Raw genomic sequence first — 23,133 nt, forward strand, 5'->3', positions numbered from 1 at the left:
ATTGAATTTTCAAGGTGCGAAGCCCTGTTTTGGTGTGGGAAGTTTTAGTAAATAACAAGTTACAGTTCAGAAATGAACGACAATAATAACAGGAGATGATCCAGGTGAAAAAAAGAACGTATCTGATTTCCTTAAGTCTTGCAGCAGGTCTGGCTCTTAGCCAGCTTACTGGCTGTGCTTCTTCAGGACCGGAAGAAACCACAGCAGCAGAAAGTACGCAGGCTCCTTCTGAGGCAGAGACTGCATCTATTCCCAATCCAATGGAAGAAGTGGAAAATGAGCAGTCCTTTGAGTCCATGGGGATCCATATGGTAGCACCTGCAGATGGGGAAAATACTAAGTTTTATACCATAAGCGGGGAAGTGGCGGAGATCACATTTGATGAAAACGGCGTTTCCTACTGTTACCGCGCTTCCAATACAGCGGAAGATTTTGCAGGTATTTTTGAGCGGTTTACAGACCAGGAACTGGCTGTAAACTGGGAGTCTGGCAAAATAGCAGGACAGGCCCAGGTAAAGACCACAGAAAGCGGCGGAAGACTGGCTTCATGGTCCTGGGGCAGCACACGTTATACCGTATACACTGCCTCTGCCATTTCCGACGAAGAGTGTACCCAGGTGGTTACCAATTTAATGGAATTAAGTTATCACGAATAATGGATCTGGGATAAAAACAGATCTGCAGGAGAGTGTTTTATGCTTCAGCTTAAAGATTTTATGCCGGTAAATTTTTTAAAAAAAGAAAAATATACCGGCAGCTGCAAAGGCATGCGTTTTCGCATGGAAAAGTTTGAAAAAGAAGGAGAGGAAACTCCTGTCCTCAGAGTCAGCGTCTGGCCGGAACCGTACAGCTTTGACTGCACGCCAGAGGAAGAAAAGCAATTTTTAGAGTGTACCTTTGATGCAGATGGAATTGCAAAAGGGGCAGACTGGATCAATGAACGGTATGAGGCGGAACTTCCCAGATGGAAGAAAGTCAGCCGTCTGTAAAAATAACAAAGGCAAGGGAAAGTTTTTGAAAAATTTCTGCCTTATTAACAAAAATTTAATTTTCTGTTGACATTCTCTTTTTAGGCCACTATAATGAGCTACATAGAAAGCGCCGGTGCTTAATACCCGGTGCTTTTTCTGTTTTTACGTAAGAACAGTCAGCACAAAGAGGTGCATTGTCAACGTCAGGTACCGGCGGGCAATGCGCCTTTTTGCATTCTATGTGCATTTATGGAAAGTATGAGGAGGAAACTATTATGGAATTTTCAGCAGTGAACACAATATGGGTCCTTGTAGGCGCGGCACTGGTATTTTTCATGCAGGCAGGTTTTGCCATGGTTGAGACCGGTTTTACAAGGGCGAAAAACGCAGGCAACATCATTATGAAGAACCTTATGGATTTTGCCATTGGAACTCCCCTTTACTGGCTGACTGGTTTTGGTATCATGTTTGCCGGCAGCGGTGCTTTCATCGGCGGCTTTGATCCTTTTGTAAGAGGCGACTACAGTGCCATCCTTCCGGCAGGTGTTCCTCTTCCTGCCTATCTGATCTTCCAGACTGTATTCTGTGCCACAGCAGCCACCATTGTTTCCGGTGCCATGGCAGAGCGTACCAAATTTATTTCTTACTGTATCTACAGTGCAGTGATCAGCGCAATCGTATATCCTATTTCCGGTCACTGGATCTGGGGCGGCGGCTGGCTGGCTCAGTTAGGTTTCCATGATTTTGCAGGTTCCACAGCGGTTCATATGTGCGGCGGTGTAGCAGCCCTCATTGGAGCAAAGATCTTAGGACCGAGAATTGGAAAGTATGACAAAGACGGAAAGCCGAAAGCAATCCTTGGTCACAGCTTAACACTTGGCGCTTTAGGTGTATTTATCCTCTGGTTCTGCTGGTTTGGTTTTAACGGCTGTTCTACGGTAGCTATGGACAGTGATGAAGCCATCTATTCCGCAGGAAACATTTTCGTAACAACCAACCTGGCAGCAGCAGTAGCAACCGTAGCAGTGATGATCATTACCTGGATCCGCTATAAAAAGCCGGATATCTCCATGACATTAAACGGTTCCTTAGCCGGTCTGGTAGCAGTTACAGCTGGCTGTGACGTAGTAACTCCAACAGGTGCTTTCTTTATCGGCCTGATCGCAGCTTTTGTAGTAGTTTTTGGTATTGAATTTGTAGATCAGGTATTAAAGATCGATGATCCTGTCGGTGCTGTTGGTGTTCATTGCTTCTGCGGTGCTGTAGGAACCCTTTTAACCGGTCTTTTCGACAAAGAAAACGGTGTATTTTACGGCGGCGGCTTCCATATGCTTGGTATCCAGCTTTTAGGTGTTGTATCTGTGATCCTCTGGGTAACCATCACCATGGTGATCGTATTTAATCTGTTAAAGCATACCATTGGACTTCGCGCAAGTGTAGAAGAGGAAACAAAGGGTCTTGACGTAACAGAACATAACCTGGCAAGTTCTTATGCAGACTTTATGCCGGTTGTATTTACAGGAAGAGAAGACGCGCCAGCTGTTTCGGCTGCACCTGTATCTGTAGAAAAATCTGTTCCTGTAGAACATTTCCCACAGTCTGAAACAACGATTTCCGGAAATGGCTCCGGCGCAAAACTTACAAAGGTAGTTATGATCTTCAACCAGAGCCGTTTTGTAGCCTTAAAAGAAGCCCTGACAGAACTTGGGGTAACAGGTATGACGATCACACAGGTTATGGGCTGTGGAACCCAGAAGGGCCATACCAATTATTACAGAGGTATTAAAGTAGAAGAAGCAGCCCTCCTTCCAAAGATCAAGTTAGAAGTTGTAGTAAGCAAAGTCCCTGTGGCAGATGTGATCGCCCTTGCGAAAAAAGTTCTTTATACCGGCCACATCGGCGATGGAAAGATCTTTGTCTATGATGTGGAAAATGTAGTAAAAGTCCGCACCGGTGAAGAAGGATATGACGCCCTTCAGGGAGACTGATAAAATTCCATAAAGTACATTTTACTTGAATTTCCTCCTGTTTCATGTATAATGGTTCACAGAAAGCTATCCTTAAGACGGTATACTAAGCTTTTTTAACCAGAGTGATTTCAGGAGGAAATAATTATATGTTTTTAAACGCAGTACGAGGTTTCTGCATGGCATTAGCGGACAGTGTTCCCGGTGTTTCCGGCGGCACCATCGCTTTTTTACTTGGTTTTTATGATGAATTTATCAATTCTTTAAATGATATGATCGGAAAGGACAATGCAAAGCGCAAAGCAGCCCTTGTTTTCCTTATTAAACTGGGAATTGGATGGGTCATTGGTTTTGGTGCTTCTGTTATGGTCCTTTCTTCTCTGTTTCAGGTACACATCTATGAGATCAGTTCTGTCTTTTTAGGCCTTACCCTGTTTGCTATCCCATTGGTAGTAAAAGAAGAGTGGGCCAGTATAAAAGGAAAGGCTGGCTGCCTTGTTTTTACCCTGATCGGTATGGCACTGGTATTCTGCATCTCTTATTTTAACCCTACAAATGGAAATGGTATTTCTGTAAACTTTGAGCATATGACAGCAGGTCTGGGCCTGTATCTGTTTTTTGCTGCCATGATCGCCATTACAGCGATGGTACTTCCGGGAATTTCCGGTTCCACACTGCTTTTGATCTTCGGACTTTATGTGCCGGTGATCAACGCGATCCACGAATTTATGCATTTAAACCTGTCTTATCTTCCGGTACTTGTTATTTTCGGACTGGGAGTTCTTACGGGTATTGTCAGCATTATCAAGATCATTAAGATCTGCCTGGCAAAGCACCGTTCCCAGACTATTTATATGATCCTTGGTTTAATGATCGGTTCCCTATATGCCATCACCCAGGGACCCACAACTCTGGATGTGCCTCAGCAACCTATGAGTTTTTCTACGTTCCATATTGGATTTTTTATCCTGGGTGCTGTGATCTTAGCAGGACTGGAACTTTTAAAAACACGCCTTGAAAAGCAGGATGGAGGAAGAAAATAATGTTAAAACAGCTGAAACGAAAAGGTATACTGGCACTTGCCTGTGTTATCAGTATCTTTTCCATGTCTGTGTGTGCGTTTGCAAAACCGGACTGGCCACTTGATACCGGCTGCCAGTCAGAAGCAGGTATTGTTATGGATCTGGACTCCGGAGCCGTTCTTTTTGCCCAGAATATCCATGTTCAGGAATATCCTGCCAGCATTACCAAGCTTTTGACTGCTTTGGTAGTAGTGGAAAATGCCTCTATGGATGAGCAGGTTACCTTTTCACATGATGCTGTTTATAACGTGGAGTCCGGAAGCGGCAACAAACTGCAGTTAGAAGAGGGAGATGTGCTCTCTGTAAAAGACTGCCTTTATGTCATGCTTCTTCAGTCTTCCAATCAGGCAGCCAACGCTCTGGCAGAACATGTAGGCGGAAGCAGGGAAGCTTTTGCGGATATGATGAATGAAAAAGCGGCTTCTTTAGGCTGCCGTGAAAGCCATTTTGTAAACCCGTCCGGTTTAAATGATCCGGAACAGCTTACATCTGCCTATGATATGGCCCAGATCGGTGCAGCTGTTTTTGGCAATCCTACTTTACTGGAGATCTGTTCTACCACCAGCGCTACACTGCCTCCGACCATCAACAATCCAAATGGCCGTACTTATTCCATGGAGCATAAGTTAGTAGTAACCGGGGACTCCAGTGACGAAAATTATTATCCAAGCGCAGTTGCAGGAAAAACGGGTTATACTTCCCTGGCAGGTCAGACCCTTGTTACTTATGCAGAGCAGGACGGACGCCGTCAGGTGGCTGTTACCTTAAAGAGTACCCAGCGGACCCATTATTCTGACACAAAGACCATTCTGGATTTTGGTTTTGCCCGCTTTAAAAATGTATCTGTTGCAGAAAATGAAACAGACTATGTAACAGGGGAAGAACCTGTGACCATTGGAGATGAGACTTATTCTCCTTCCGATCTTTATTTAGATGAAAAGGCAGTTGTAACCCTGCCAAATGATGCCCAGTTTTCAGATGCAGACAAATATCTTCAGACAGAGATCCCTGCAAGCCATCCGGAAGGCGCAGTTGCCCGTATTATTTATACATACAATGACCGTCAGATCGGTGTTGCCTGGGTCTACAGTACAAAGGCAGCCTCTGCACCGGTATCTGCAGAAGATGGTACAGATAACGAAACTGCAGGCAGTGAGAATACTACCGATGCAGCAAAAACAGGAACCTCTTCCACAGCAGACAAAGAGAAAAAGCCTCTGAAACTTACAAAAGCAACTTATATTGCTGCAGGAGCTGGTGTAGTGGTTCTCCTGATCGCAGCTGCTGTGATCTGGTTTATGATCCAGAGAAAGCAGGAAGAAGAACGGATGCGTGTTCTTCGTGAGAAACGCCGCAAGAGACTGGCTGATATGGGCTGCAGTGAGGAAGAATTTGAACGTCTTGTAAATGAGCGCAAGAATGCTTTAAGAGAGCGCACAATGCCGGAACCGGATGATGATGATGGATCCGGGGATGAAGTTTCTGATCATTCAGAAGATCTTCCGGAAGAATATCCAGATGATGAATATGACTCATGGGAAGATGAACATGAGGATGACCTGGATGATCCGGATGAAAAAGAGGATGTACCTGGGGAGGACAGATAATGGGATATTTTCCTTTCTATATGGATATTAAGGGAAAACTTTGTGTCATTGCAGGAGGAGGAAAGGTTGCATACCGCAAGGTATGTGACCTGCTTCCTTTTGGTGCAACTATCAAGGTCGTTTCCCCGGAATGGAATGCCGGGTTATCCGCTCTGGCAGAGGAACCGTCCTTTGGGAGCCGTCTGAAACTGTACAGACGGCTTTTTTCTGTAGAGGATGATCTGGCAGATGCTGATTTTGTGATCGCTGCCTCTTCTGACGAGGTTTTAAATGCAAAGATCTCCGATTATTGCAGACAGAAGAAGATCCCGGTCAATGTAGTAGATGTAAAGGATGAATGCAGTTTTATCTTTCCGTCCATGCTTAAGGAGGGCCCTGTAAATATTGCCATATCCAGCGGCGGTGCAAGCCCTGTTCTTACCCAGATCATAAAAGAACGGATCCGTCAGGTGATCCCGGAACATACAGGAGAAATCGCAGAGCAGTTAGGCAGCCTGCGTCCGGAGATTCTGTCTCTTTTTCCTGAGTCTTCCCAAAAGAGAAAAGAAGTTTTTAAGAAAATGGCCACTCTTGCTGCAGAGCAGGACCAGCCTTTAACAAGAGAACAGATCGATGAGATCATAGCAGATGAGGAACCATATGACAGAACTTAAATTACGGATCGGAAGCCGGAAAAGCGAACTGGCTTTAAAACAGACTTATATTATTGAAGATCTTTTAAAAAAGGCATATCCGGGACTTGAAACAGAGATCGTTACATCAGATACATTAGGAGATAAAAACCTGATCAGCCCCTTACAGGCATTTGGAGGAAAAGGCGTATTTGTATCAGAGCTGGAAGATGCCCTTTTAAGCGGAGAGATCGACCTGGCTGTACACAGTGCCAAGGATATGCCTGCCTGCTTAGAAGAAGGCCTGTGCATTGCAGCTGTATCAGAAAGAGCCTATCCGGGAGATGTGCTGGTCACAAGGGCAGATACAGATTTTTCTTCTTTCGTCTGTCCACGCTTTATTGTAGGAACCTCCAGCCCCAGAAGACAGTGCTTCTTAGAAGAATGTTGGAAAGAAGTGTGGCCTGTAAATGCAAACGTCCCGGAGCCTGTTTTTCAGACTCTTCGTGGAAATGTACACACCCGTCTTAATAAATTAAAAGAAGGGCTTTATGACGGCATTGTACTGGCTCAGGCAGGTCTTGCAAGACTGGGGATCTGTGAAGGGGAAGAATTCCATTTTTATCCTTTAGATCCGAAACATTTTATTCCTGCCGGAGGACAGGGCGTTCTTGCCGTAGAGGCAAAAACAGGCAGTCCTGCCGCAAAACTTGCCTCAATTATTGACTGCCCGGACGCTCATATCTGCTTAGATGCAGAAAGAGGGGTACTTGCATACTTGAATGCAGGCTGCCACGAACCGGTTGGTGTCTATGCCAGAATGGAAGAGGGAAAACTGATCATACAGGCTGCAGGCTGTCCGGGCGAATTAAAAGATAAAAAGGTCCGTCATGTGTGTGTCACAGGAAATACAGACAGAGAAAGCCTTGAAAAAATGATCGAAGAAACAGGGAAAGGACTTAAAAGGATATGAAAAAAGGAGTTGTCTATCTTATAGGAGCAGGTCCTGGAGATCCGGGTCTTATTACCTTAAAGGGGAAGGAAATCTTAGAGAGCTGTGACGCCCTGGTTTATGATCATCTGGCATCAAAAGAATTTCTCTCCTGGGTTCCTTCCCGTTGTAAAACTTTTTATGTAGGAAAACAGGCAGGCTGCCACTCTATGAAACAGGATCAGATCAATGAACTTCTGGTACAGCTGGCTTTAGAAGGAAATAAAGTAGTTCGCTTAAAAGGCGGGGACTCCTTTGTTTTCGGCCGTGGTTCAGAAGAGATCCTGGCTTTAAAAGAAAAAGAGATCCCCTGGGAGCTGGTGCCGGGTATTACTTCCTGCGTATCTGTTCCGGAACTGGCTGGTATACCGGTCACACACAGAAATGTAAGCCGCAGCTTTCATGTGATCACCGGACACACCTTAAAGGGGGCCCAGTCAGAGGCAGAGCTGGCTTTATATGGTGCCTGTGAGGGAACTTTGGTCTTTCTTATGGGACTTTCCAATCTGGAGCATATTGCAAAAGGTCTTATAAAAGGGGGAAAAAGCCCGGATACACCGGCAGCTGTGATCGAAGATGGCTCTCTTGCCAGTCAGCGCACAGTCAGAGGTACACTGGAAACCATTTATGAGAAAAGCCTTAAGGCAGGTCTTAAAACACCTGCGATCATTGTTGTAGGGGAGACCGCAGCTTTTGACCTGCGATCAGAAGAAATGACAGGTGATAAGATTGATGACAAGCCATTATCCGGGCTTACAGTCGGGATCACCGGTACCTCTTCTTTTACAGCCCGTTTAGAAACTGCTTTAAAATCCCAGGGCGCCAAAACACTTCCTGTAATGAAAATGGAAGTGGTGCCGGAGGCATTTTCAGAAGAGTTTTCAGAAGATCCAGACTCTTCAAATCCGAACTCTTCACTTACAGCTATTTTAAAACAAAACTTCACCTGGCTGGTCTTTACCAGTGTAAACGGAGTGGAAATTTTCTTTGACCGGTTTTTAAACCAGGAAAACGGGGATCTGCGGCTTTTATGCAGTCTTCATTTTGCCGTGATCGGAGAAGCCACCAGACAGGCTTTAAAAGCCCATGGCTTTCAGGCGGATCTGATGCCAAAAGAGTACTGCAGCCAAAGCCTGGCAGAAGCTCTTATTAATGTTCTGACTCCTTCAGATCATGTGCTTTTGGCACGTTCCAAAGACGGCAGTGTAAATTTGAGCAAAGAATTGGAAAAACAAGATATTTTTTATAAAGACCTGGCGTTGTATCATGTAAAAGGGAAGCCTCTTGCTGACGGAACACTCCTTTCACAGTGCAGCCACCTGGTCTTTGGCAGTGCCTCAGGCGCGAAAGCATTTTTAAAGCATTTCCAGATACCTGCAGGTGTCAAAGTGATCGCCATTGGCCCGGTAACCGGCAAAGCCTTACGTGAAGCCGGAGTGATCCCGTATATGACCGGAAATTCTTATGATATCCCTGGCATATTAAAGGGGCTGACCGAAGAAAAAACGCGATAAATGTACAGCAGTACAAGAAGGAGGGCATTTTTATGGCATTTTTAAGTGATTTAAGGAGATTTTATGGTACAGGTGAGAAAAACCCGGCTGGACAGTCTTTAGAGGAGTTTTTAGAGCATTATAATCCGGCCAAGTATGAAAGCCTGTGCAACACAGCTGATATTGTAGTAGTCAGATGTGAAGAAAAACTGACCCACTGGGGACAGCCATTAAAGGTTCTTATGGTAAAGCGCAGCAATCATCCAAGTATCGGTTTCTGGGCGACTCCAGGAGGCTTTGTAGAGTTGAAAGAGGACATCAGTGAAGGTGCTGCCAGAGAACTGGAAGAAGAGACCTGTGTAAAGGGACTGCCACTGCGCCAGATGCGTACCTGGGGAGAATGGCAGCGTGATCCAAGATGGCGTATCATTACTACCTCCTATCTGGCTTTGGTAGAAGGAGATCTGAAAGTACAGGCTGCAGATGACGCAAAAGATGCCCAGTGGCTGGATGTGGATCTGAAACGTTTAAGCACAGAGGAAAAGGAAGACCAGTCATCTGTAGAGGTGTGGGAGCTGTCTTTAACCAATAAGGAGCAGGGCATTGATGTTTCTGCAAAGGTGGAGATCACTTATTCCGGTCATCCTCTGATCAAGGAAGAGACCTATCACTTATTAGAGTCAAAGGGCATTGCCGTTGACCATGGCTGCATCGTTACCAATGCGCTTCTTTATCTGAAAAACCAGCTGGAAGGGAAGTAATACAGATTGAAAACAAATTTAATGCATGAGATACCGGAACGTTTCTGGAGCCTGTTCCGTTCCGTCAACCGCGCCACCTACATAGAAGCACTTTTAAAGATCAATGAGGAATATGAATACAGCAATTACTTTCTCAGCCGAGAAATGTGCATCCAGCTTTTAAGCAGTTACTTTGCCCAGAAGCGGTATGTGATCTGGCAGGATGAACTGGAGGAAGAGGAGGACCAGTTAGAACCTCCGGCAACCCGTGTGTTAAACTGGCTGTTAAAAACAGGGTGGCTGCGGAAAGTAGATGATTATTCTACTATGACTGTGAACATTGTCATTCCGGACTACGCGGCTGTGATGATCGAGGCCTTTCACCGTCTTTCCAATGAACAGGAAGATGAGACCCAGATCTATATCCAGAACGTATATGCCATCCTGTTTTCCCTGAAAAATGACAGCCGCGCCGGGATCGGCCTTTTGGATACAGCGATCATCAATACGCGGAAATTAAACAAATCCCTTCAGGATCTGCTCCACAATATGGATACCTTTTTTGGAAGCCTTCTGGAGCAGAAGGATTATTCCCAGCTTTTAAAAGACCATTTAGAGGGATATGTACAGGAAGTAGTGAATAAAAAGTACCACATCTTAAAGACTTCTGACAATTTTTATCTTTATAAGACGGATATTAAGACCTGGATCCGCTCCATGCGGGAAGATGAACAGTGGCAGAAACGTATGGCAGAGGGAATGGCCCCTTCTATGATCCTTCAAAAACTGGATCAGTTAGAACGGGGCTTTGATGACATTGAGCACAGGATCACCAACATTGACAGGGAACATTCCCGTTATGTAAAAGCTACGGTAACAAGACTGGGCTATTTATTAAATCAGGAAGACGATATGAAAGGGCTGGTGATCCAGCTCTTAAACCGTCTGTCCGCCAATAACGGAGATGAGGATATGATCCAGGCGGTAGGCAGCCGTATGAACCTTTCCCAGACAGGCCTGTTGTCAGAAGAAGCTCTTTATAAGCAGCGCCGCCCAAGAACGGACTTTGCAAAACAGCTGCCGGATGAAAAGGAACTGCCGGAACTTTCGGAAGAAGAGATCTTAAATTACAACAAAGTAAAGAACCGTTACAGCAGGCGGGAGATTGAAGATTTCATCCAGGATCATATGGAAAATGGCACCATGAAAGTAGATCAGAATACCGTATCTTCGGACGAAGATTTTGAAAAACTGATCCTTGCCTATGACTATTCCACACGGACCAAAAGCCGTTATAAAGCAGTGGAAAGTGATGCAAAGCCCATAAAGAATGGTCCTTATACTTATCCTGAATTCCAATTTGTAAGGAGGAATACCCGTGAATGATACATCTGATCTGATCCCGGAGAATGAAACTAACTGGCAGAATGACTGGCAGATCCCCTATTTTGACAACCTGACAGAAGAACAGCAAAAGGAGATCACCGACTCCATCCGTCTGCTTTTGCGCCAGACTTTTGTATTGGAGCGCAAATACGATAAAAAGACAGAGCGACTTCAGTATACGGCAGCTTACCGCACCATCAGTAAACATTTTCCTTTTATCCGCCATTATCTGGCTGTTGCCGGGATCGAGCTGACAGAAAACAGCCATTTAGGGATTATTTATGTACAGGGAGAGGATCTGCTTGGAGAAAAACTTCCAAAACTGGCCACTCTTTATCTTCTGGCATTAAAGCTGATCTATGACGAACAGATGGAAAATGTTTCCACCAGTGTAAATGTTTATACGACTCTGGGAGAAATCCAGGAGAAGTTAGGAGGTTACCGTCTGTTTAAACGTCAGCCTGCACCTACGGATATCCGGCGCACCATAGCATTGTTAAGAAAATATCAGATCATAGAGCCTTTGGAACTGTTAGATGATCTGAACAGCTCCAGTCCTTTTATGATTTATCCCTGTATTAATGTAGTCCTTTTAGGGGATGATGTACGGGCCCTTTTACAGGATTTTGATAATGGGGATACAGAGCGTATAGAGCCTGATCTGGCAGAGGAAGGAGGAAACGAAGATGGAACAGAAGAATAATTCTCCTTTTCTAGCATTTACCAGGATCTGTTTAAACAACTGGCATTATATTTCCAGAAAGATCCTTTCCCTGAATAAGGAGATCAATTTCTTTACCGGTCACTCAGGAAGCGGAAAGTCTACGGTTATTGACGCATTGCAGCTGGTCCTTTATGCCAATACAGACGGCCGCGGCTTCTTTAACAAGGCTGCTGCTGATGACTCGGACCGTAGCCTGATCGAATATCTGCGCGGTATGGTAAATATCGGGGAAAATAATGAATTTTCCTATCTGCGCAACCAGAATTTCAGTTCTACCATTGTACTGGAAATGCAGCAGACCTGCACAGAAGAATATCAGTGTATCGGTGTTGTCTTTGATGTAAACACAGCTTCCAATGAAGTTTCCAGACGTTTCTTCTGGCACAAAGGTCCTTTATGGGAAAATGAATACAGGACACCTTCAAGGCCTATGTCCATCAGCGAAGTAGAACAGTATTTAAGGGAACATTACAGCAAGGAAGATTATTTTTCCACTTCCCATAATGAGAGATTTCGCAGGATCCTTTATGACAGCTATTTAGGAGGTCTTGACAGCGAAAAGTTCCCATTGCTTTTTAAGCGGGCCATTCCTTTCCGTATGAACATCCGCCTGGAAGATTTTGTAAAGGAATATATCTGTACGGAACAGAACATCCATATTGAGGACATGCAGGAAAGTGTTATGCAGTATGGACGGATGCAGCGAAAGATCGATGATACCTGCCAGGAGATCGATAAGCTGACTGCGATCCATGATGCATATGGGGAATATCGCCTGATCCATGACAAGTTAGAGAAATATCACTGGTTTGTAAAGAAACTGGATCTTCTGGATACCAGGTCCAAGATCCGTATGCTCCACGAAAAGACAGAACGCGGCAAAGAAGATCTGCTCCAGTTAGATGAGGCCAAAAAGTCAGTGGAACAGCAGATCGGGGAGCTGACTGCAAATAGTGATGAACTTCTTAAAAGGATCGCTTCTACCGGATATGAGGAATTAAAGCAGCAGCTTACCTCTTTAAATGCCCTTTGCGAGCAGTTAGGCCACAGTGAAGCCAAGTGGCAGAAGACGCTGCTGGCTTTAAAGAAGTGGGAAGAGGAAGAAATCGTTTCTAATCAGACATTATGGGATTTGGAAGAATTTGAAACACGGACGATTACCAGACCGGTTTTGGAACGTTTAAAAGCTTCCCTGGCATCCATGGCTGCTGATACGGAAAAACTGCGTCAGGAGACAGTAAGCCAGATCAATGAATTAAAGAAGTCTGAGAAGCTGAAAAAATTGGAACTGGAACAGTTAAAGGCAGGTAATAAAGCCTATCCTTCTTATCTGGAAGAGGCAAGGTCTTATCTGCAAAGACGTCTTTTAGAGGAAACAGGCAAAGGCGTAGATGTGTATATCCTGGCAGACCTTCTGGAAGTGAAAAACGACCAGTGGCGCAATGCCATTGAAGGTTATCTTGGGGGAAATAAGTTAAACCTGGTGGTTGCTCCCAAATACGCGAAAACAGCCCTTTCTATTTACAGGGAACTGGATAAGAAGAAATTCTGGAATATCGCTGTGCTGGATACGGAGAAAGCAGCCGGATATGACAATGATGCCTTAAAGGGATCCCTGGCAGAGGAAGTAAGTGTACGGGAGACTTATTTAAAGCCTTATATGAACCTGCTTCTTGGCAAGGTGATCAAATGTAATACCATTGAGGAATTACAGGCCAATGCCATTGGTATTACCCCGGACTGTCTTTTATATCATACTTTCCGACTCCAGTATATCAATCCGGAAAATTATACCCGTCTTGCCTATATTGGAAAAGACAGTATGCGCAAGAGGGTCCGTCTTCTTGAAAAGGAACTGGAGGAGGTTTCAGAAAAGAGAAATCCGTTAGAGGAAACGTTAAAGGACTGCAAGCGGATCCTTGCTTTGGAAACCTTAAAAGAGGATACAGAGGAGTATTTCCAGTGGTTAAAGGATATAGACACCCGCAAAGAACAGTTAAAGGAAAAGCAAAAACTGTCTGAACGGCTGGAAAAGCTTCGCCAGAAGGATGTAAAGCAGTTAGAAGCCGACCGTCAGGCTGTTTTAGAGCTCAGTGACGGAAAGAAACGGGAGAGAGATCTGTTACAGGAGCAGATCCTAAACAAGAAAAATGAACTGGAACGTTTCTCCCAGACTATCTTAAAGCTGGAAACAGAGGCTGCAGGTCAGGGTAAGGAAGTACCTGTAAACGAGGAACATGAACGGGAACTGAATGCTTATCTGGCAGATAAGGATCATCCACGCTTTGACCAGGAAAAAGAGGCTTATGCGTCCAAGTGCCAGATCTTAGAGCAGAAGGCAGTTCAGGCAAAGGAACATGTAATGGGCCTTAGAAGTGAATACATCCGCCGGTATCCGGGAAGGAATGTTCCTGTAAGCAGCAATGACAATGCAGCGTATGACAAGATCTTAAACCGGCTTTCCTGTGATGACCTGGAAGTTTACAGGGAACAGGCAGGTAAGCAGGCAAAAGCGGCAGTGGAGCATTTTAAGGACGATTTTATGTACAAGATCCGCAGTGCCATCAAGGACGCTCTTTTGCGCAAGGATGAGTTAAACCGGATCATCAGCCGTCTGGACTTTGGAAAGGATAAATACCAGTTTGTGATCGGTCGGTGTAAAGGGGCAGACGGACGGTTTTATGATATGTTCATGGATGAGTCATTGGAGATCAATCCCGCCAGTTTAAAGACCGGGGTGGAAAACCAGATGGATCTTTTCTCTATGGAACATGAAAACCGGTATGGGGATCTGATCAACGAACTGATCAGCATTTTCATCCCGCCGGAAAATGCTACAGCAGCCCAGTTAGAAGAAGCACGGAAAAATATGGAAAAATATGCAGACTACCGCACCTATCTTTCTTTTGACATGCAGCAGCTGATCAAAAATGAGGATGAGGTGATCCGGATCGGCTTAAGCCGTATGATCCGCAAAAATTCCGGCGGTGAGGGACAGAACCCGTTATATGTGGCGCTCCTTGCAAGTTTTGCACAGGCCTATCATATTAACCTGTCATCAGCTGTAAGGCAGAGGCCGTCCATCCGCCTGGTTATTTTAGACGAGGCATTTTCCAAGATGGATGCGGAAAAGGTTGCAAGCTGTATTGAGCTGATCCGTGGACTGGGCTTTCAGGCCATTATCAGCGCTACCAATGACAAGATTCAGAATTATGTGGAGAATGTAGATAAAACCTTTGTATTTGCAAATCCAAGTAAAAAATCTATTTCCATCCAGGCGTTTGAAAAGGACCGCATGAAAGATCTGGCGTCAGAAATGGATGAAGAGGCATAAAAGGAGAGATACTTATGGAACAGATGAAGATCCAGCCAGAAGACTGGAAAGAGGACTACAAAGAATTTGACGAGGCTACAGAAAAGTTTTACAAAGGGGAAATGGATGCCAAAACCTACAAGGGGATTTCCGGCGGTTTTGGAAGCTATGCGCAGCGTGGCGGAAATGCAAGTATGCTGCGTCTTCGTATGTCCGGCGGTGTAATGGACCTGGCAAAGCTTAAGTTTATTGCAGATGCCATTGAAACCTATCATATTAAGAGAGTGCATTTAACGACCTGCCAGACCTTACAGTTTCATGATCTGGATGAGGCGACTGTAAAGACTCTTGCTGTGGAAGCTTTAAAATGCGGCATTGTTACCAGAGGCGGTGGCGGAGATTTCCCGAGAAATGTGACGGTTTCTCCGTTGTCAGGCATTGAAAAAGGGGAATATTTTAATGTGCTTCCATGGGCTCTGGCTGCAGCCGATTATCTGATGACTTATATTAAAGGACCGAAGCTTCCAAGAAAGTTAAAAGTAGGTTTTTCTAATACGCCTGCTAACCTAACCCACGCAACCTTCCGTGATCTGGGCTTTGCTGCAAGAGAAGACGGTACTTTTGATGTTTACAGTGCAGGTGGTCTTGGAAACAACCCGGCTTTTGGTGTAAAGGTAGCTGAAAAAGTGGAAAAGGACCAGATCCTTTATTACATTGAAGCTATGCACCAGATGTTTTTAGCCTACGGCAATTATGAGAACCGTGCAAAGGCAAGAAGCCGGTATATGCAGCAGACTTTAGGTGGGGCTGAAAAATATAAAGAGGCATTTTTAGAGAAGTTAAAAGAAGTGCGGGAAATAGGAAAGGACCTGACTTTAACGCTTCCTGAGGCTGAAATGGGCTGTGAGGCAGAGGCTGGCTGTGATGCTTCAACGGCTGTATTTACAAATTCTGGAAGAAACCGGGTATATACCCAGAAACAGCCAGGGCTTTACAGTGTACACTGCCATCCGGTAGGCGGAACACCAGATCCATCTTTATTTGTAAACTTATACAAGGCTATCTGTGAGATCCCAGGTGCAGAACTTCGTCTCTGTCCGGATGAGTCCTTCTATGTGATCAACTGCCGGGAAGAAGACTTAGAAGCTGTTTTACATGTAACAGAAGACAGTGCGAAGACAATTTTTGAGGAGTCAGTAGCCTGTATCGGTGCCCATGTATGCCAGCAGGGTATCCGTGACTCCCAGGGACTTTTACAGAAATTAGTAGGAATGGAAAGAAACGAGCAGTTTGCTGACGGTATCCTGCCAAAGATCCATATTTCCGGCTGCCCGTCTTCCTGCGGTACCCACCAGATCGGTGTGATCGGCTTCAGAGGCGGTGCAAAGACCATTGATAAAGTATTAAAACCTGCTTTTAACCTTTATATCAACGGCAGCGATATCCAGGGCCAGGAGCGCATGGGAGAAGAAGTGGGAACTTTATTGGAAGAGCAGATCCCGGATTTCTTATGTGCCTTAGGACATGCTGTAAGCGACAGCGGAATGGATTTTGACACATGGTTTGCAAAAAATCCGGAAGGCATCAAGGCCATTGCAGCTTCTTTCCTGGTATAAAAGGCTTTTCATTTAAGCCGGGCTGTTGTATAATCTTCATATCATGCCCGATTTTAGGAGGAAACAATGGGATTATTTTCAAATAAAAAAACACAGGCAGATGGATTTTCATTTGCTGTAGACGAAGTTTATGCATTAAAAGAAGGAAAAAGCGTAGTTGTCACAGGTAAGATGACAGAAGGAAAGGTGACTCCCGGTACTGCAGCCATCTGCTTGGACAGCGAAGGAAAGCCTGCTTTCCACTGCGTGATCAAGGGAATCGAACAGGGAACCCAGTTAATGAAAATGGCTTCTGCTGATATGAAGGGAACCTATGGCCCTCATTACGGCTTTAAATTAGACGGTGCTGTAAAAGAGGACGTTCCGAAGGGAGCTGTGTTAGTACCTGTTACAGATGAGCTGTTAGAGGTTGTCAGTGAGACAGAAGAGCCTGCTTTTAAGGCAACACCTGCACCAAAGGTGATCGATTTTAACAGGATCTCCGGCCTTACCATGGAGGATCTTCAGGGCGTACCAGAGGAAAATGAAAATGACCTGGAGGCTGTAAAAAAAGCAGGAGAGAGAGATGAAAACCTGGCTGCCCTTCTGCCAAAAAAGAGAGAGGATGAACTTTCTGCCCTGGTTGCAGGAGAAGGAACTCTTTCCGAGGCATTATTGGTTCCGCTTTCTGTAAAAGAATGCATCTTCATGATCTGCCGTTTACAGCAGATGAATGAGCAGGCAGAAATGTCGGATTACAATGAAAAAGGACAGCTGCTTTATGATGCGGTTGTTGAGAAGTTAAAGATGTCTTCTTCTCTTTATATTCTCTTAGATAAGGGTACCGGACTTCCTTATATCATTGAAGGAACCGTTGATGTTTACTCTGAGGAGATCCTGGCAAAGCATGCCCTTCATTTCTATGAGAACCAGTACCACAAGTCCCTGATCTTAAAAGAAGTTCCAAAGAAGAATTCCGGACTTCCAGGACGGATCAGCCTGTTTGCATGGCTTTACTACCTTGGAATGGAAAAACTTCTTATTAATAACGGCTCCTATCAGCTGTTGATGAACCGTTCTGACTTCTTAGAGGATCCATCTGAGGAAAAAGGAGCAGAGCTTCCGGTTCCTGTATCCAATCCGGCTCTGCGCTTTGAAATGGCAGACCTGTTAGGAGAAGTAAGATGGCCTGTATCTTATCCGGAACGGGAGGAGAAGATCGCTGCAAAGAAGAACGCTGTATTAAATGAACTGGTAAAGAGCAAATTACTGGTTCCTGTTAAATACAACGGTGACTTAAATGTTGGACAGAACAGCTTAAGTGCAGAGCAGGGACAGGGACTGATCCTTCCAAGAATTACAAACAAGCAGAAAAAAGCCTTCCTTCCGCTGTTTACTGACTGGATGGAATTTGAAAAGGCTTATAAGCGCAATGACTGGGGCTGTGTTGTATTTTCCATGGCTGATGCCATCCGCGCAACCGGTGGTGATAACATCGTTATCAACCCTCTGGCTGAAAATCTGGTCCTTGACAGAGAAGATATAAAAGAGATCATTAATATTTATAAAAACGTCAAGTAAAAATACTTGACATTCTTTCTGCCATCGTGTATGATAGCACAGGTGGTTGAAATGGAAAAGATCGTTGAACAGGGTCTGTTGTACGATTTCTATGGTGAACTGCTGACGGAACATCAGCGCCGTATCTATGAAGACATGGTGTTAAATGATCTTTCTCCCAGCGAGATCGCAAAGGAGCAGGGGATCAGCCGTCAGAGCGTTCACGATCTGAAAAAGCGGTGTGACAAGATACTGGAAGAATATGAAACAAAACTGCAGCTGGTAGCCAAGTTCATGAAGATCCGGGAGATGATCCGGGAGTTAGATGATCTGGCAGATACCTGTGCAAAAACCAGAGATATGGCTCTGATCGACCAGATCCGGAAATTATCCGGTGAGATTACAGCCACACTTTAGGAGGTTATGAATGGCTTTTGAAAGCTTATCCGACAAATTGCAGAATATTTTCAAAAACCTGCGGGGCAAAGGCCGACTTTCTGAAGCAGATGTAAAAGCTGCCTTAAAGGAAGTTAAAATGGCACTCCTGGAAGCAGATGTAAGCTTCAAAGTAGTGAAGCAGTTCATCAGTTCCATTCAGGAAAGAGCCGTAGGGGAAGAGGTATTCGGAAGCCTGACACCAGGACAGACGGTTATCAAGATCGTAACCGAAGAACTGGTAAAGCTGATGGGCTCTGAAACCACAGAAATAGCCTTAAAACCGGGAAATGAGATCACAGTCATTATGATGGCAGGTCTTCAGGGCGCCGGTAAAACCACAACTACAGCAAAGATCGCTGCTAAGTTAAAAGCAAAAGGAAAGAAGCCTCTTTTAGTTGCTTGTGACGTATATCGTCCGGCTGCGATCAAACAGCTGCAGATCAATGGTGAAAAGGTAGATGTTCCTGTATTTTCCATGGGCGATAAGATCAGCCCGGTGGACATTGCAAAAGCCGCTGTAGAACATGCTTCTAAAAATGGCTTCAATGTAGTGATCCTGGATACAGCCGGTCGTCTTCATATTGACGAAGGCATGATGGAAGAGCTGGAGCAGATCAAGGAAACGGTAAATGTATATCAGACCATTCTGGTAGTTGATGCCATGACTGGTCAGGATGCAGTCAATGTTTCCGGAACATTTAACGATAAGATCGGTATTGACGGTGTTATTCTTACGAAGTTGGATGGCGATACCCGAGGCGGTGCAGCCCTCTCCATTCGTTCAGTCACCGGAAAACCTATTTTATACATTGGTATGGGTGAGAAGCTCTCTGATCTGGAGCAGTTTTATCCGGACCGCATGGCTTCAAGAATTCTTGGAATGGGCGATATCCAGTCTCTGATCGAGAAGGCTGCTGCCCAGGTAGATGAAGAACAGGCCAAAGAGTTATCCCAGAAGCTGCGCAAGGCGGAATTCGATTACAACGATTTCCTTTCCCAGATGCAGCAGATCAAGAAAATGGGTGGTATGGGAAGTATCCTTTCCATGATGCCTGGTGTGGGAAGCCAGTTAGCTGGTGTAGATATGGATGAAGGCGAGCGTTCCATGCACCGTGTAGAGTCTATTATCCTTTCCATGACAAAAGAAGAGCGGGCCAATCCGGGACTTATGAATCCTTCCCGCAAGCAGCGTATTGCAAAAGGCGCTGGTGTGGACATTGGCGAAGTAAACCGTCTGGTAAAACAGTTTGACCAGATGAAGAAAATGATGAAACAGATGCCGGGCCTTATGGGCGGCGGCAAGCGCAAAGGCATGAAAGGCCTGGGCGGTTTAGGCGGCCTTATGGGCGGCAAGATGAAGCTTCCATTTTAAGCTTCTGGCAAACATTGATAGTCAGACAGGTGCTCCTGTATGTCTAATATAAAAAACGAAAACAAATAGAAAAGATTATTTTACGGAGGTATGTAACAATGGCAGTAAAGATGAGATTAAGAAGAATGGGACAGAAGAAGGCTCCTTTTTATAGAATCGTAGTTTCAGATTCCAGATCCCCAAGAGACGGAAGATTTATCGAAGAAGTTGGATACTATGATTCCACCAAGGATCCTAGCGTAATCAAGTTTGACGAAGAAGCTACCAAGAAGTGGTTAGCTAACGGCGCTCAGCCAACCGAAACTGTAGGAAAGCTGTTAAAGATCGCTGGCATCCAGTAATCTTTAATCAAAAGAGGTGGAGAGATGAAGGAATTAGTCGAAGTGATTGCGAAAGCATTAGTCGATAACCCTGAAGAGGTAGTAGTCAGTGAATCACTAAAGGGTGACGACACACTGATCGAACTTAAGGTAGCTCCTGCCGATATGGGCAAGGTCATTGGCAAGCAAGGCAGGATCGCAAAAGCAATCCGTTCCGTAGTCAAGGCCGCTGCCTCTAAGGAAGATAAGAAAGTAATCGTAGAAATTCAGTAAAAAGAGGAGGGTTGTCGCAGAATAGGCTTAGCCATTTTGCGGCAGCCCTTTTTTCATAGTTTTCATATGTTCATAGAAAGGAATTTTATTTATGGAAAACATGCTGCGTGTAGGTGTGATCACCTCTACCCACGGTGTAAGAGGCGAAGTAAAGGTTTTTCCTACCACGGACGATGCAAAGCGCTTTAAAAAGCTGAAGACAGTGATCCTGGACACAGGAAAGGGACAGACTACGTTAGAGATCGAACAGGTAAAATTCTTCAAAAATATGGTCATCCTGAAATTTAAAGGATATGACAATATCAATGACGTAGAGACCTGGCGACAGAAAGATCTTCTGATCACCAGAGAACAGGCTGTTACCTTACAGCCGGATGAGTACTTTATCACAGACCTGATCGGCCTTCTGGTAAAGGATGATACAGGAGCAGAAGTAGGAACTGTAAAAGATGTACTGGAAACAGGCGCCAATGACGTATATGTAGTGGCTCTGCCAAATGGCAAGGAGCTTCTTTTGCCTGCGATCAAAGACTGTATTTTAAATGTGGATATAGAAGCTGGTGAAATGACCGTACATATACTGGATGGTCTGATGGATCTGTAGCAGAAAGATCTGTAATGGAAAGATCCAGGGAAAATATTCCACAGAAAGGATGGAAATCATGCCTACCATCTCTGTTTTAGATGAGACTACGATCAACAAGATCGCTGCCGGGGAAGTGATCGAACGCCCGGCTTCTGTTGTAAAAGAGCTTCTGGAAAATGCCATTGATGCCCAGGCAACAGCTGTAACCGTGGAGATCCGTGACGGCGGGTGCAGCCTGATCCGTATTACAGACAATGGCTGTGGTATTCCAAAAGATCAGGTTGCCACTGCGTTTTTAAGGCATGCAACCAGCAAGATCCATACAGTAGATGACCTGATGACCATTGGATCTTTAGGCTTTCGCGGAGAGGCTCTTGCAAGTATTGCAGCTGTATCTCAGGTGGAACTGATCTCAAAAACAACCCAGACCCTTACAGGTACCAGATATCAGATCGAAGGTGGAAGAGAAAAGAGCCTGGAAGAGATCGGAGCTCCGGAAGGAACGACCATCATTGCAAGAAATCTGTTTTTTAATACACCAGCCAGAAAGAAGTTTTTAAAGACACCTGTTACAGAAGGAACTCATGTGGCATCGGTTGTGGAAAAGATTGCCTTATCTCATCCGGATATCTCCATCCGTTTTATCCAGAACAACCAGAACAAGCTGTATACGTCCGGAAATAATAACCTGAAAGATCTGATCTATACAGTATTTGGCCGTGAGATCACAGCCAATCTGTTAGAGGTTTCCGCCAGCTGCCCGGGTGTTACGATCACCGGATATATTGGAAAGCCGGTAATTGCCCGTTCTAACCGGAATTATGAAAATTATTTTGTCAATGGCCGGTATGTGCGCAGCAATATCCTTTCAAAAGCCATTGAAGAGGCCTACAAGCCATTTATGATGCAGCACAAATATCCTTTTACCATGCTGCATTTCCAGATCGATCCCCAGACACTGGATGTAAATGTACATCCTACGAAAATGGAACTTCGTTTCAGCGATGGGGAGTTTATTTACAACCAGGCTATGAATGCAGTGGCGAATGCCTTAGCTCATAAGGAACTGATCCCGGATGTGAACTTAAACGAAAAAGAAGAGCGGGATGTTAAGCGCTTTGAGGAGAAAAAAGCTCCAAGGCCGGAACCTTTTGAGACAAAGAGGAAGGATGTTTTGGAGCATCAGGGAGAGCGCCCTGGTGAAAAAAGTGCGGCAGCTTTAAATACTGTCAGCTACCGCCAGATCGCACCGCCTAAACCGTCTTTGGTAAAAGAACCGGATATTTCGGATATGATGCCAGACTGGTTAAAGGAGAGGAAAAAAGCAGAAGAAGAGAACCGGAAGGCTTTTTTGCAGCCTGCAAACGGCAGCAAGATCCCGGTTTCTGCATCTGAAACAGAGAAAGAAAAAGATAGCAATACTGTCCCTGACAGTTCAAAACCGGTTTCTGATACCAGACCAGTTACAGCTCCCAAGCAGCTGGACTTTTTCGGAGAAAAACTCTTGGATCCGGCGTCCCGTCTGAAACACAAGCTGATCGGTCAATTATTTGACACTTACTGGCTGATCGAATACAACGATCATTTATATATCATCGACCAGCATGCGGCCCATGAAAAAGTTCTCTATGAAAAGACAGTAAAAAGCTTAAAAGACAGGGACTACAGCTCCCAGATGGTGGAGCCGCCGATCATCCTGACTTTAAATCCAAATGAGGAACTTCTTTTAAATAAGTATATGGAATATTTTACAAGGATCGGTTTTGAAATCGAGCCATTTGGCGGTCGTGAATTTGCAGTCCGTGCAGTACCTGCCAACCTGTTTTCCATTGCAAAGAAAGAACTTCTTCTGGAAATGATCGATGGTCTTTCCGATGAGATCGCAGCTCACAACCCGGACAGTATTTATGAAAAGATTGCTTCCATGTCCTGCAAAGCAGCTGTAAAAGGCGGCAACCACTTATCCGCCATGGAAGCAAATGAACTGATCGATCAGCTGTTAAAGCTGGACAATCCCTATGCCTGCCCTCATGGACGCCCCACCATCATCTCCATGAGCCGTTACGAACTGGAAAAGAAATTTAAGCGCATTGTATAAAGGAGA

Annotated in this window: 20 protein-coding genes; all 20 read left to right on the top strand. The window is 44.9% G+C overall.

Features of this window, described 5'->3' with window-relative positions; genetic code table 11:
* The first annotated feature begins 104 nt into the window (after positions 1 to 104).
* The 20 genes from DW251_RS14975 to mutL all read left to right on the top strand — a co-directional run bounded on the left by DW251_RS14975 (position 105) and on the right by mutL (position 23,127).
* Entirely contained in the window at positions 105 to 656 is a 552-nt protein-coding gene (locus DW251_RS14975) for a hypothetical protein (protein WP_118301618.1), read from the top strand.
* A 39-nt stretch (positions 657 to 695) separates the two neighbouring features.
* The gene (locus DW251_RS14980) at positions 696 to 989 is read left to right on the top strand and encodes a hypothetical protein (RefSeq protein WP_021870583.1); all 294 of its coding nucleotides are present in this window, start codon (positions 696 to 698) and stop codon (positions 987 to 989) included.
* 254 nt (positions 990 to 1,243) lie between these two features.
* Positions 1,244 to 2,959, top strand: a complete 1,716-nt coding sequence (locus DW251_RS14985; RefSeq protein ID WP_347474679.1) for an ammonium transporter — start codon at positions 1,244 to 1,246, stop codon at positions 2,957 to 2,959.
* Between the two features lie 128 nt (positions 2,960 to 3,087).
* Complete coding sequence (locus DW251_RS14990) at positions 3,088 to 3,981, top strand: DUF368 domain-containing protein (protein WP_347474675.1); 894 nt, start codon at positions 3,088 to 3,090, stop codon at positions 3,979 to 3,981.
* A complete protein-coding gene (locus DW251_RS14995) occupies positions 3,981 to 5,627 on the top strand; it encodes a D-alanyl-D-alanine carboxypeptidase family protein (RefSeq protein ID WP_118301620.1) in 1,647 nt (548 codons plus the stop codon). Before DW251_RS14990 ends, DW251_RS14995 begins: the two co-directional genes overlap by 1 nt.
* Positions 5,627 to 6,280, top strand: coding sequence for a bifunctional precorrin-2 dehydrogenase/sirohydrochlorin ferrochelatase (locus DW251_RS15000; protein WP_118301621.1), 654 nt, complete (start codon positions 5,627 to 5,629; stop codon positions 6,278 to 6,280). The genes DW251_RS14995 and DW251_RS15000 overlap by 1 nt, the downstream gene beginning before the upstream one ends.
* Entirely contained in the window at positions 6,267 to 7,211 is a 945-nt protein-coding gene (gene hemC / locus DW251_RS15005) for a hydroxymethylbilane synthase (RefSeq protein WP_021870588.1), read from the top strand. The genes DW251_RS15000 and hemC overlap by 14 nt, the downstream gene beginning before the upstream one ends.
* Complete coding sequence (cobA, locus tag DW251_RS15010) at positions 7,208 to 8,743, top strand: uroporphyrinogen-III C-methyltransferase (protein ID WP_118301622.1); 1,536 nt, start codon at positions 7,208 to 7,210, stop codon at positions 8,741 to 8,743. The genes hemC and cobA overlap by 4 nt, the downstream gene beginning before the upstream one ends.
* A 32-nt stretch (positions 8,744 to 8,775) precedes the next feature.
* Positions 8,776 to 9,483 (top strand): NUDIX hydrolase, encoded by a 708-nt coding sequence (locus DW251_RS15015; RefSeq protein ID WP_021870590.1) that lies wholly within the window; start codon positions 8,776 to 8,778, stop codon positions 9,481 to 9,483.
* A 6-nt stretch (positions 9,484 to 9,489) separates the two neighbouring features.
* A complete protein-coding gene (locus DW251_RS15020) occupies positions 9,490 to 10,848 on the top strand; it encodes a Wadjet anti-phage system protein JetA family protein (protein ID WP_347474676.1) in 1,359 nt (452 codons plus the stop codon).
* Positions 10,841 to 11,551: a DUF4194 domain-containing protein gene (locus tag DW251_RS15025; RefSeq protein ID WP_021870592.1), complete on the top strand. Its 711-nt coding sequence runs from the start codon at positions 10,841 to 10,843 to the stop codon at positions 11,549 to 11,551. The genes DW251_RS15020 and DW251_RS15025 overlap by 8 nt, the downstream gene beginning before the upstream one ends.
* On the top strand, positions 11,535 to 14,906 hold the full coding sequence (locus DW251_RS15030; protein WP_118301623.1) for an SbcC/MukB-like Walker B domain-containing protein: 3,372 nt from the start codon (positions 11,535 to 11,537) through the stop codon (positions 14,904 to 14,906). The genes DW251_RS15025 and DW251_RS15030 overlap by 17 nt, the downstream gene beginning before the upstream one ends.
* Before the next feature lie 14 nt (positions 14,907 to 14,920).
* Positions 14,921 to 16,501, top strand: a complete 1,581-nt coding sequence (locus DW251_RS15035) for a nitrite/sulfite reductase (protein WP_118301624.1) — start codon at positions 14,921 to 14,923, stop codon at positions 16,499 to 16,501.
* Between the two features lie 66 nt (positions 16,502 to 16,567).
* On the top strand, positions 16,568 to 18,061 hold the full coding sequence (locus DW251_RS15040) for an SseB family protein (RefSeq protein ID WP_118301625.1): 1,494 nt from the start codon (positions 16,568 to 16,570) through the stop codon (positions 18,059 to 18,061).
* Between the two features lie 51 nt (positions 18,062 to 18,112).
* Entirely contained in the window at positions 18,113 to 18,457 is a 345-nt protein-coding gene (gene ylxM, locus DW251_RS15045) for a YlxM family DNA-binding protein (protein ID WP_021870596.1), read from the top strand.
* 10 nt (positions 18,458 to 18,467) lie between these two features.
* The gene (ffh, locus tag DW251_RS15050; protein ID WP_021870597.1) at positions 18,468 to 19,850 is read left to right on the top strand and encodes a signal recognition particle protein; all 1,383 of its coding nucleotides are present in this window, start codon (positions 18,468 to 18,470) and stop codon (positions 19,848 to 19,850) included.
* A gap of 98 nt (positions 19,851 to 19,948) precedes the next feature.
* Positions 19,949 to 20,191: a 30S ribosomal protein S16 gene (rpsP, locus tag DW251_RS15055; RefSeq protein ID WP_021870598.1), complete on the top strand. Its 243-nt coding sequence runs from the start codon at positions 19,949 to 19,951 to the stop codon at positions 20,189 to 20,191.
* A gap of 24 nt (positions 20,192 to 20,215) precedes the next feature.
* A complete protein-coding gene (locus tag DW251_RS15060) occupies positions 20,216 to 20,443 on the top strand; it encodes a KH domain-containing protein (RefSeq protein WP_021870599.1) in 228 nt (75 codons plus the stop codon).
* A 91-nt stretch (positions 20,444 to 20,534) separates the two neighbouring features.
* Positions 20,535 to 21,047 (top strand): ribosome maturation factor RimM, encoded by a 513-nt coding sequence (rimM, locus tag DW251_RS15065; RefSeq protein ID WP_021870600.1) that lies wholly within the window; start codon positions 20,535 to 20,537, stop codon positions 21,045 to 21,047.
* 58 nt (positions 21,048 to 21,105) lie between these two features.
* Complete coding sequence (gene mutL / locus DW251_RS15070; RefSeq protein ID WP_118301626.1) at positions 21,106 to 23,127, top strand: DNA mismatch repair endonuclease MutL; 2,022 nt, start codon at positions 21,106 to 21,108, stop codon at positions 23,125 to 23,127.
* Positions 23,128 to 23,133 lie beyond the last annotated feature (6 nt).

Source organism: Clostridium sp. AM22-11AC (genome assembly GCF_003473545.1).
Lineage (GTDB): Bacteria > Bacillota > Clostridia > Lachnospirales > Lachnospiraceae > Enterocloster.

What these genes read in the sequence shown, in the direction of transcription:
- DW251_RS15000 (WP_118301621.1), top strand. Translation starts at nt 5,627, where the DNA reads ATGGGATATTTTCCTTTCTATATGGATATTAAGGGAAAACTTTGTGTC.
- ffh (WP_021870597.1), top strand. Translation starts at nt 18,468, where the DNA reads ATGGCTTTTGAAAGCTTATCCGACAAATTGCAGAATATTTTCAAAAAC.
- DW251_RS15040 (WP_118301625.1), top strand. Translation starts at nt 16,568, where the DNA reads ATGGGATTATTTTCAAATAAAAAAACACAGGCAGATGGATTTTCATTT.
- DW251_RS15060 (WP_021870599.1), top strand. Translation starts at nt 20,216, where the DNA reads ATGAAGGAATTAGTCGAAGTGATTGCGAAAGCATTAGTCGATAACCCT.
- hemC (WP_021870588.1), top strand. Translation starts at nt 6,267, where the DNA reads ATGACAGAACTTAAATTACGGATCGGAAGCCGGAAAAGCGAACTGGCT.
- ylxM (WP_021870596.1), top strand. Translation starts at nt 18,113, where the DNA reads ATGGAAAAGATCGTTGAACAGGGTCTGTTGTACGATTTCTATGGTGAA.
- rpsP (WP_021870598.1), top strand. Translation starts at nt 19,949, where the DNA reads ATGGCAGTAAAGATGAGATTAAGAAGAATGGGACAGAAGAAGGCTCCT.
- DW251_RS15015 (WP_021870590.1), top strand. Translation starts at nt 8,776, where the DNA reads ATGGCATTTTTAAGTGATTTAAGGAGATTTTATGGTACAGGTGAGAAA.
- DW251_RS14990 (WP_347474675.1), top strand. Translation starts at nt 3,088, where the DNA reads ATGTTTTTAAACGCAGTACGAGGTTTCTGCATGGCATTAGCGGACAGT.
- DW251_RS15035 (WP_118301624.1), top strand. Translation starts at nt 14,921, where the DNA reads ATGGAACAGATGAAGATCCAGCCAGAAGACTGGAAAGAGGACTACAAA.
- DW251_RS14980 (WP_021870583.1), top strand. Translation starts at nt 696, where the DNA reads ATGCTTCAGCTTAAAGATTTTATGCCGGTAAATTTTTTAAAAAAAGAA.
- mutL (WP_118301626.1), top strand. Translation starts at nt 21,106, where the DNA reads ATGCCTACCATCTCTGTTTTAGATGAGACTACGATCAACAAGATCGCT.
- DW251_RS15030 (WP_118301623.1), top strand. Translation starts at nt 11,535, where the DNA reads ATGGAACAGAAGAATAATTCTCCTTTTCTAGCATTTACCAGGATCTGT.
- DW251_RS14995 (WP_118301620.1), top strand. Translation starts at nt 3,981, where the DNA reads ATGTTAAAACAGCTGAAACGAAAAGGTATACTGGCACTTGCCTGTGTT.
- rimM (WP_021870600.1), top strand. Translation starts at nt 20,535, where the DNA reads ATGGAAAACATGCTGCGTGTAGGTGTGATCACCTCTACCCACGGTGTA.
- cobA (WP_118301622.1), top strand. Translation starts at nt 7,208, where the DNA reads ATGAAAAAAGGAGTTGTCTATCTTATAGGAGCAGGTCCTGGAGATCCG.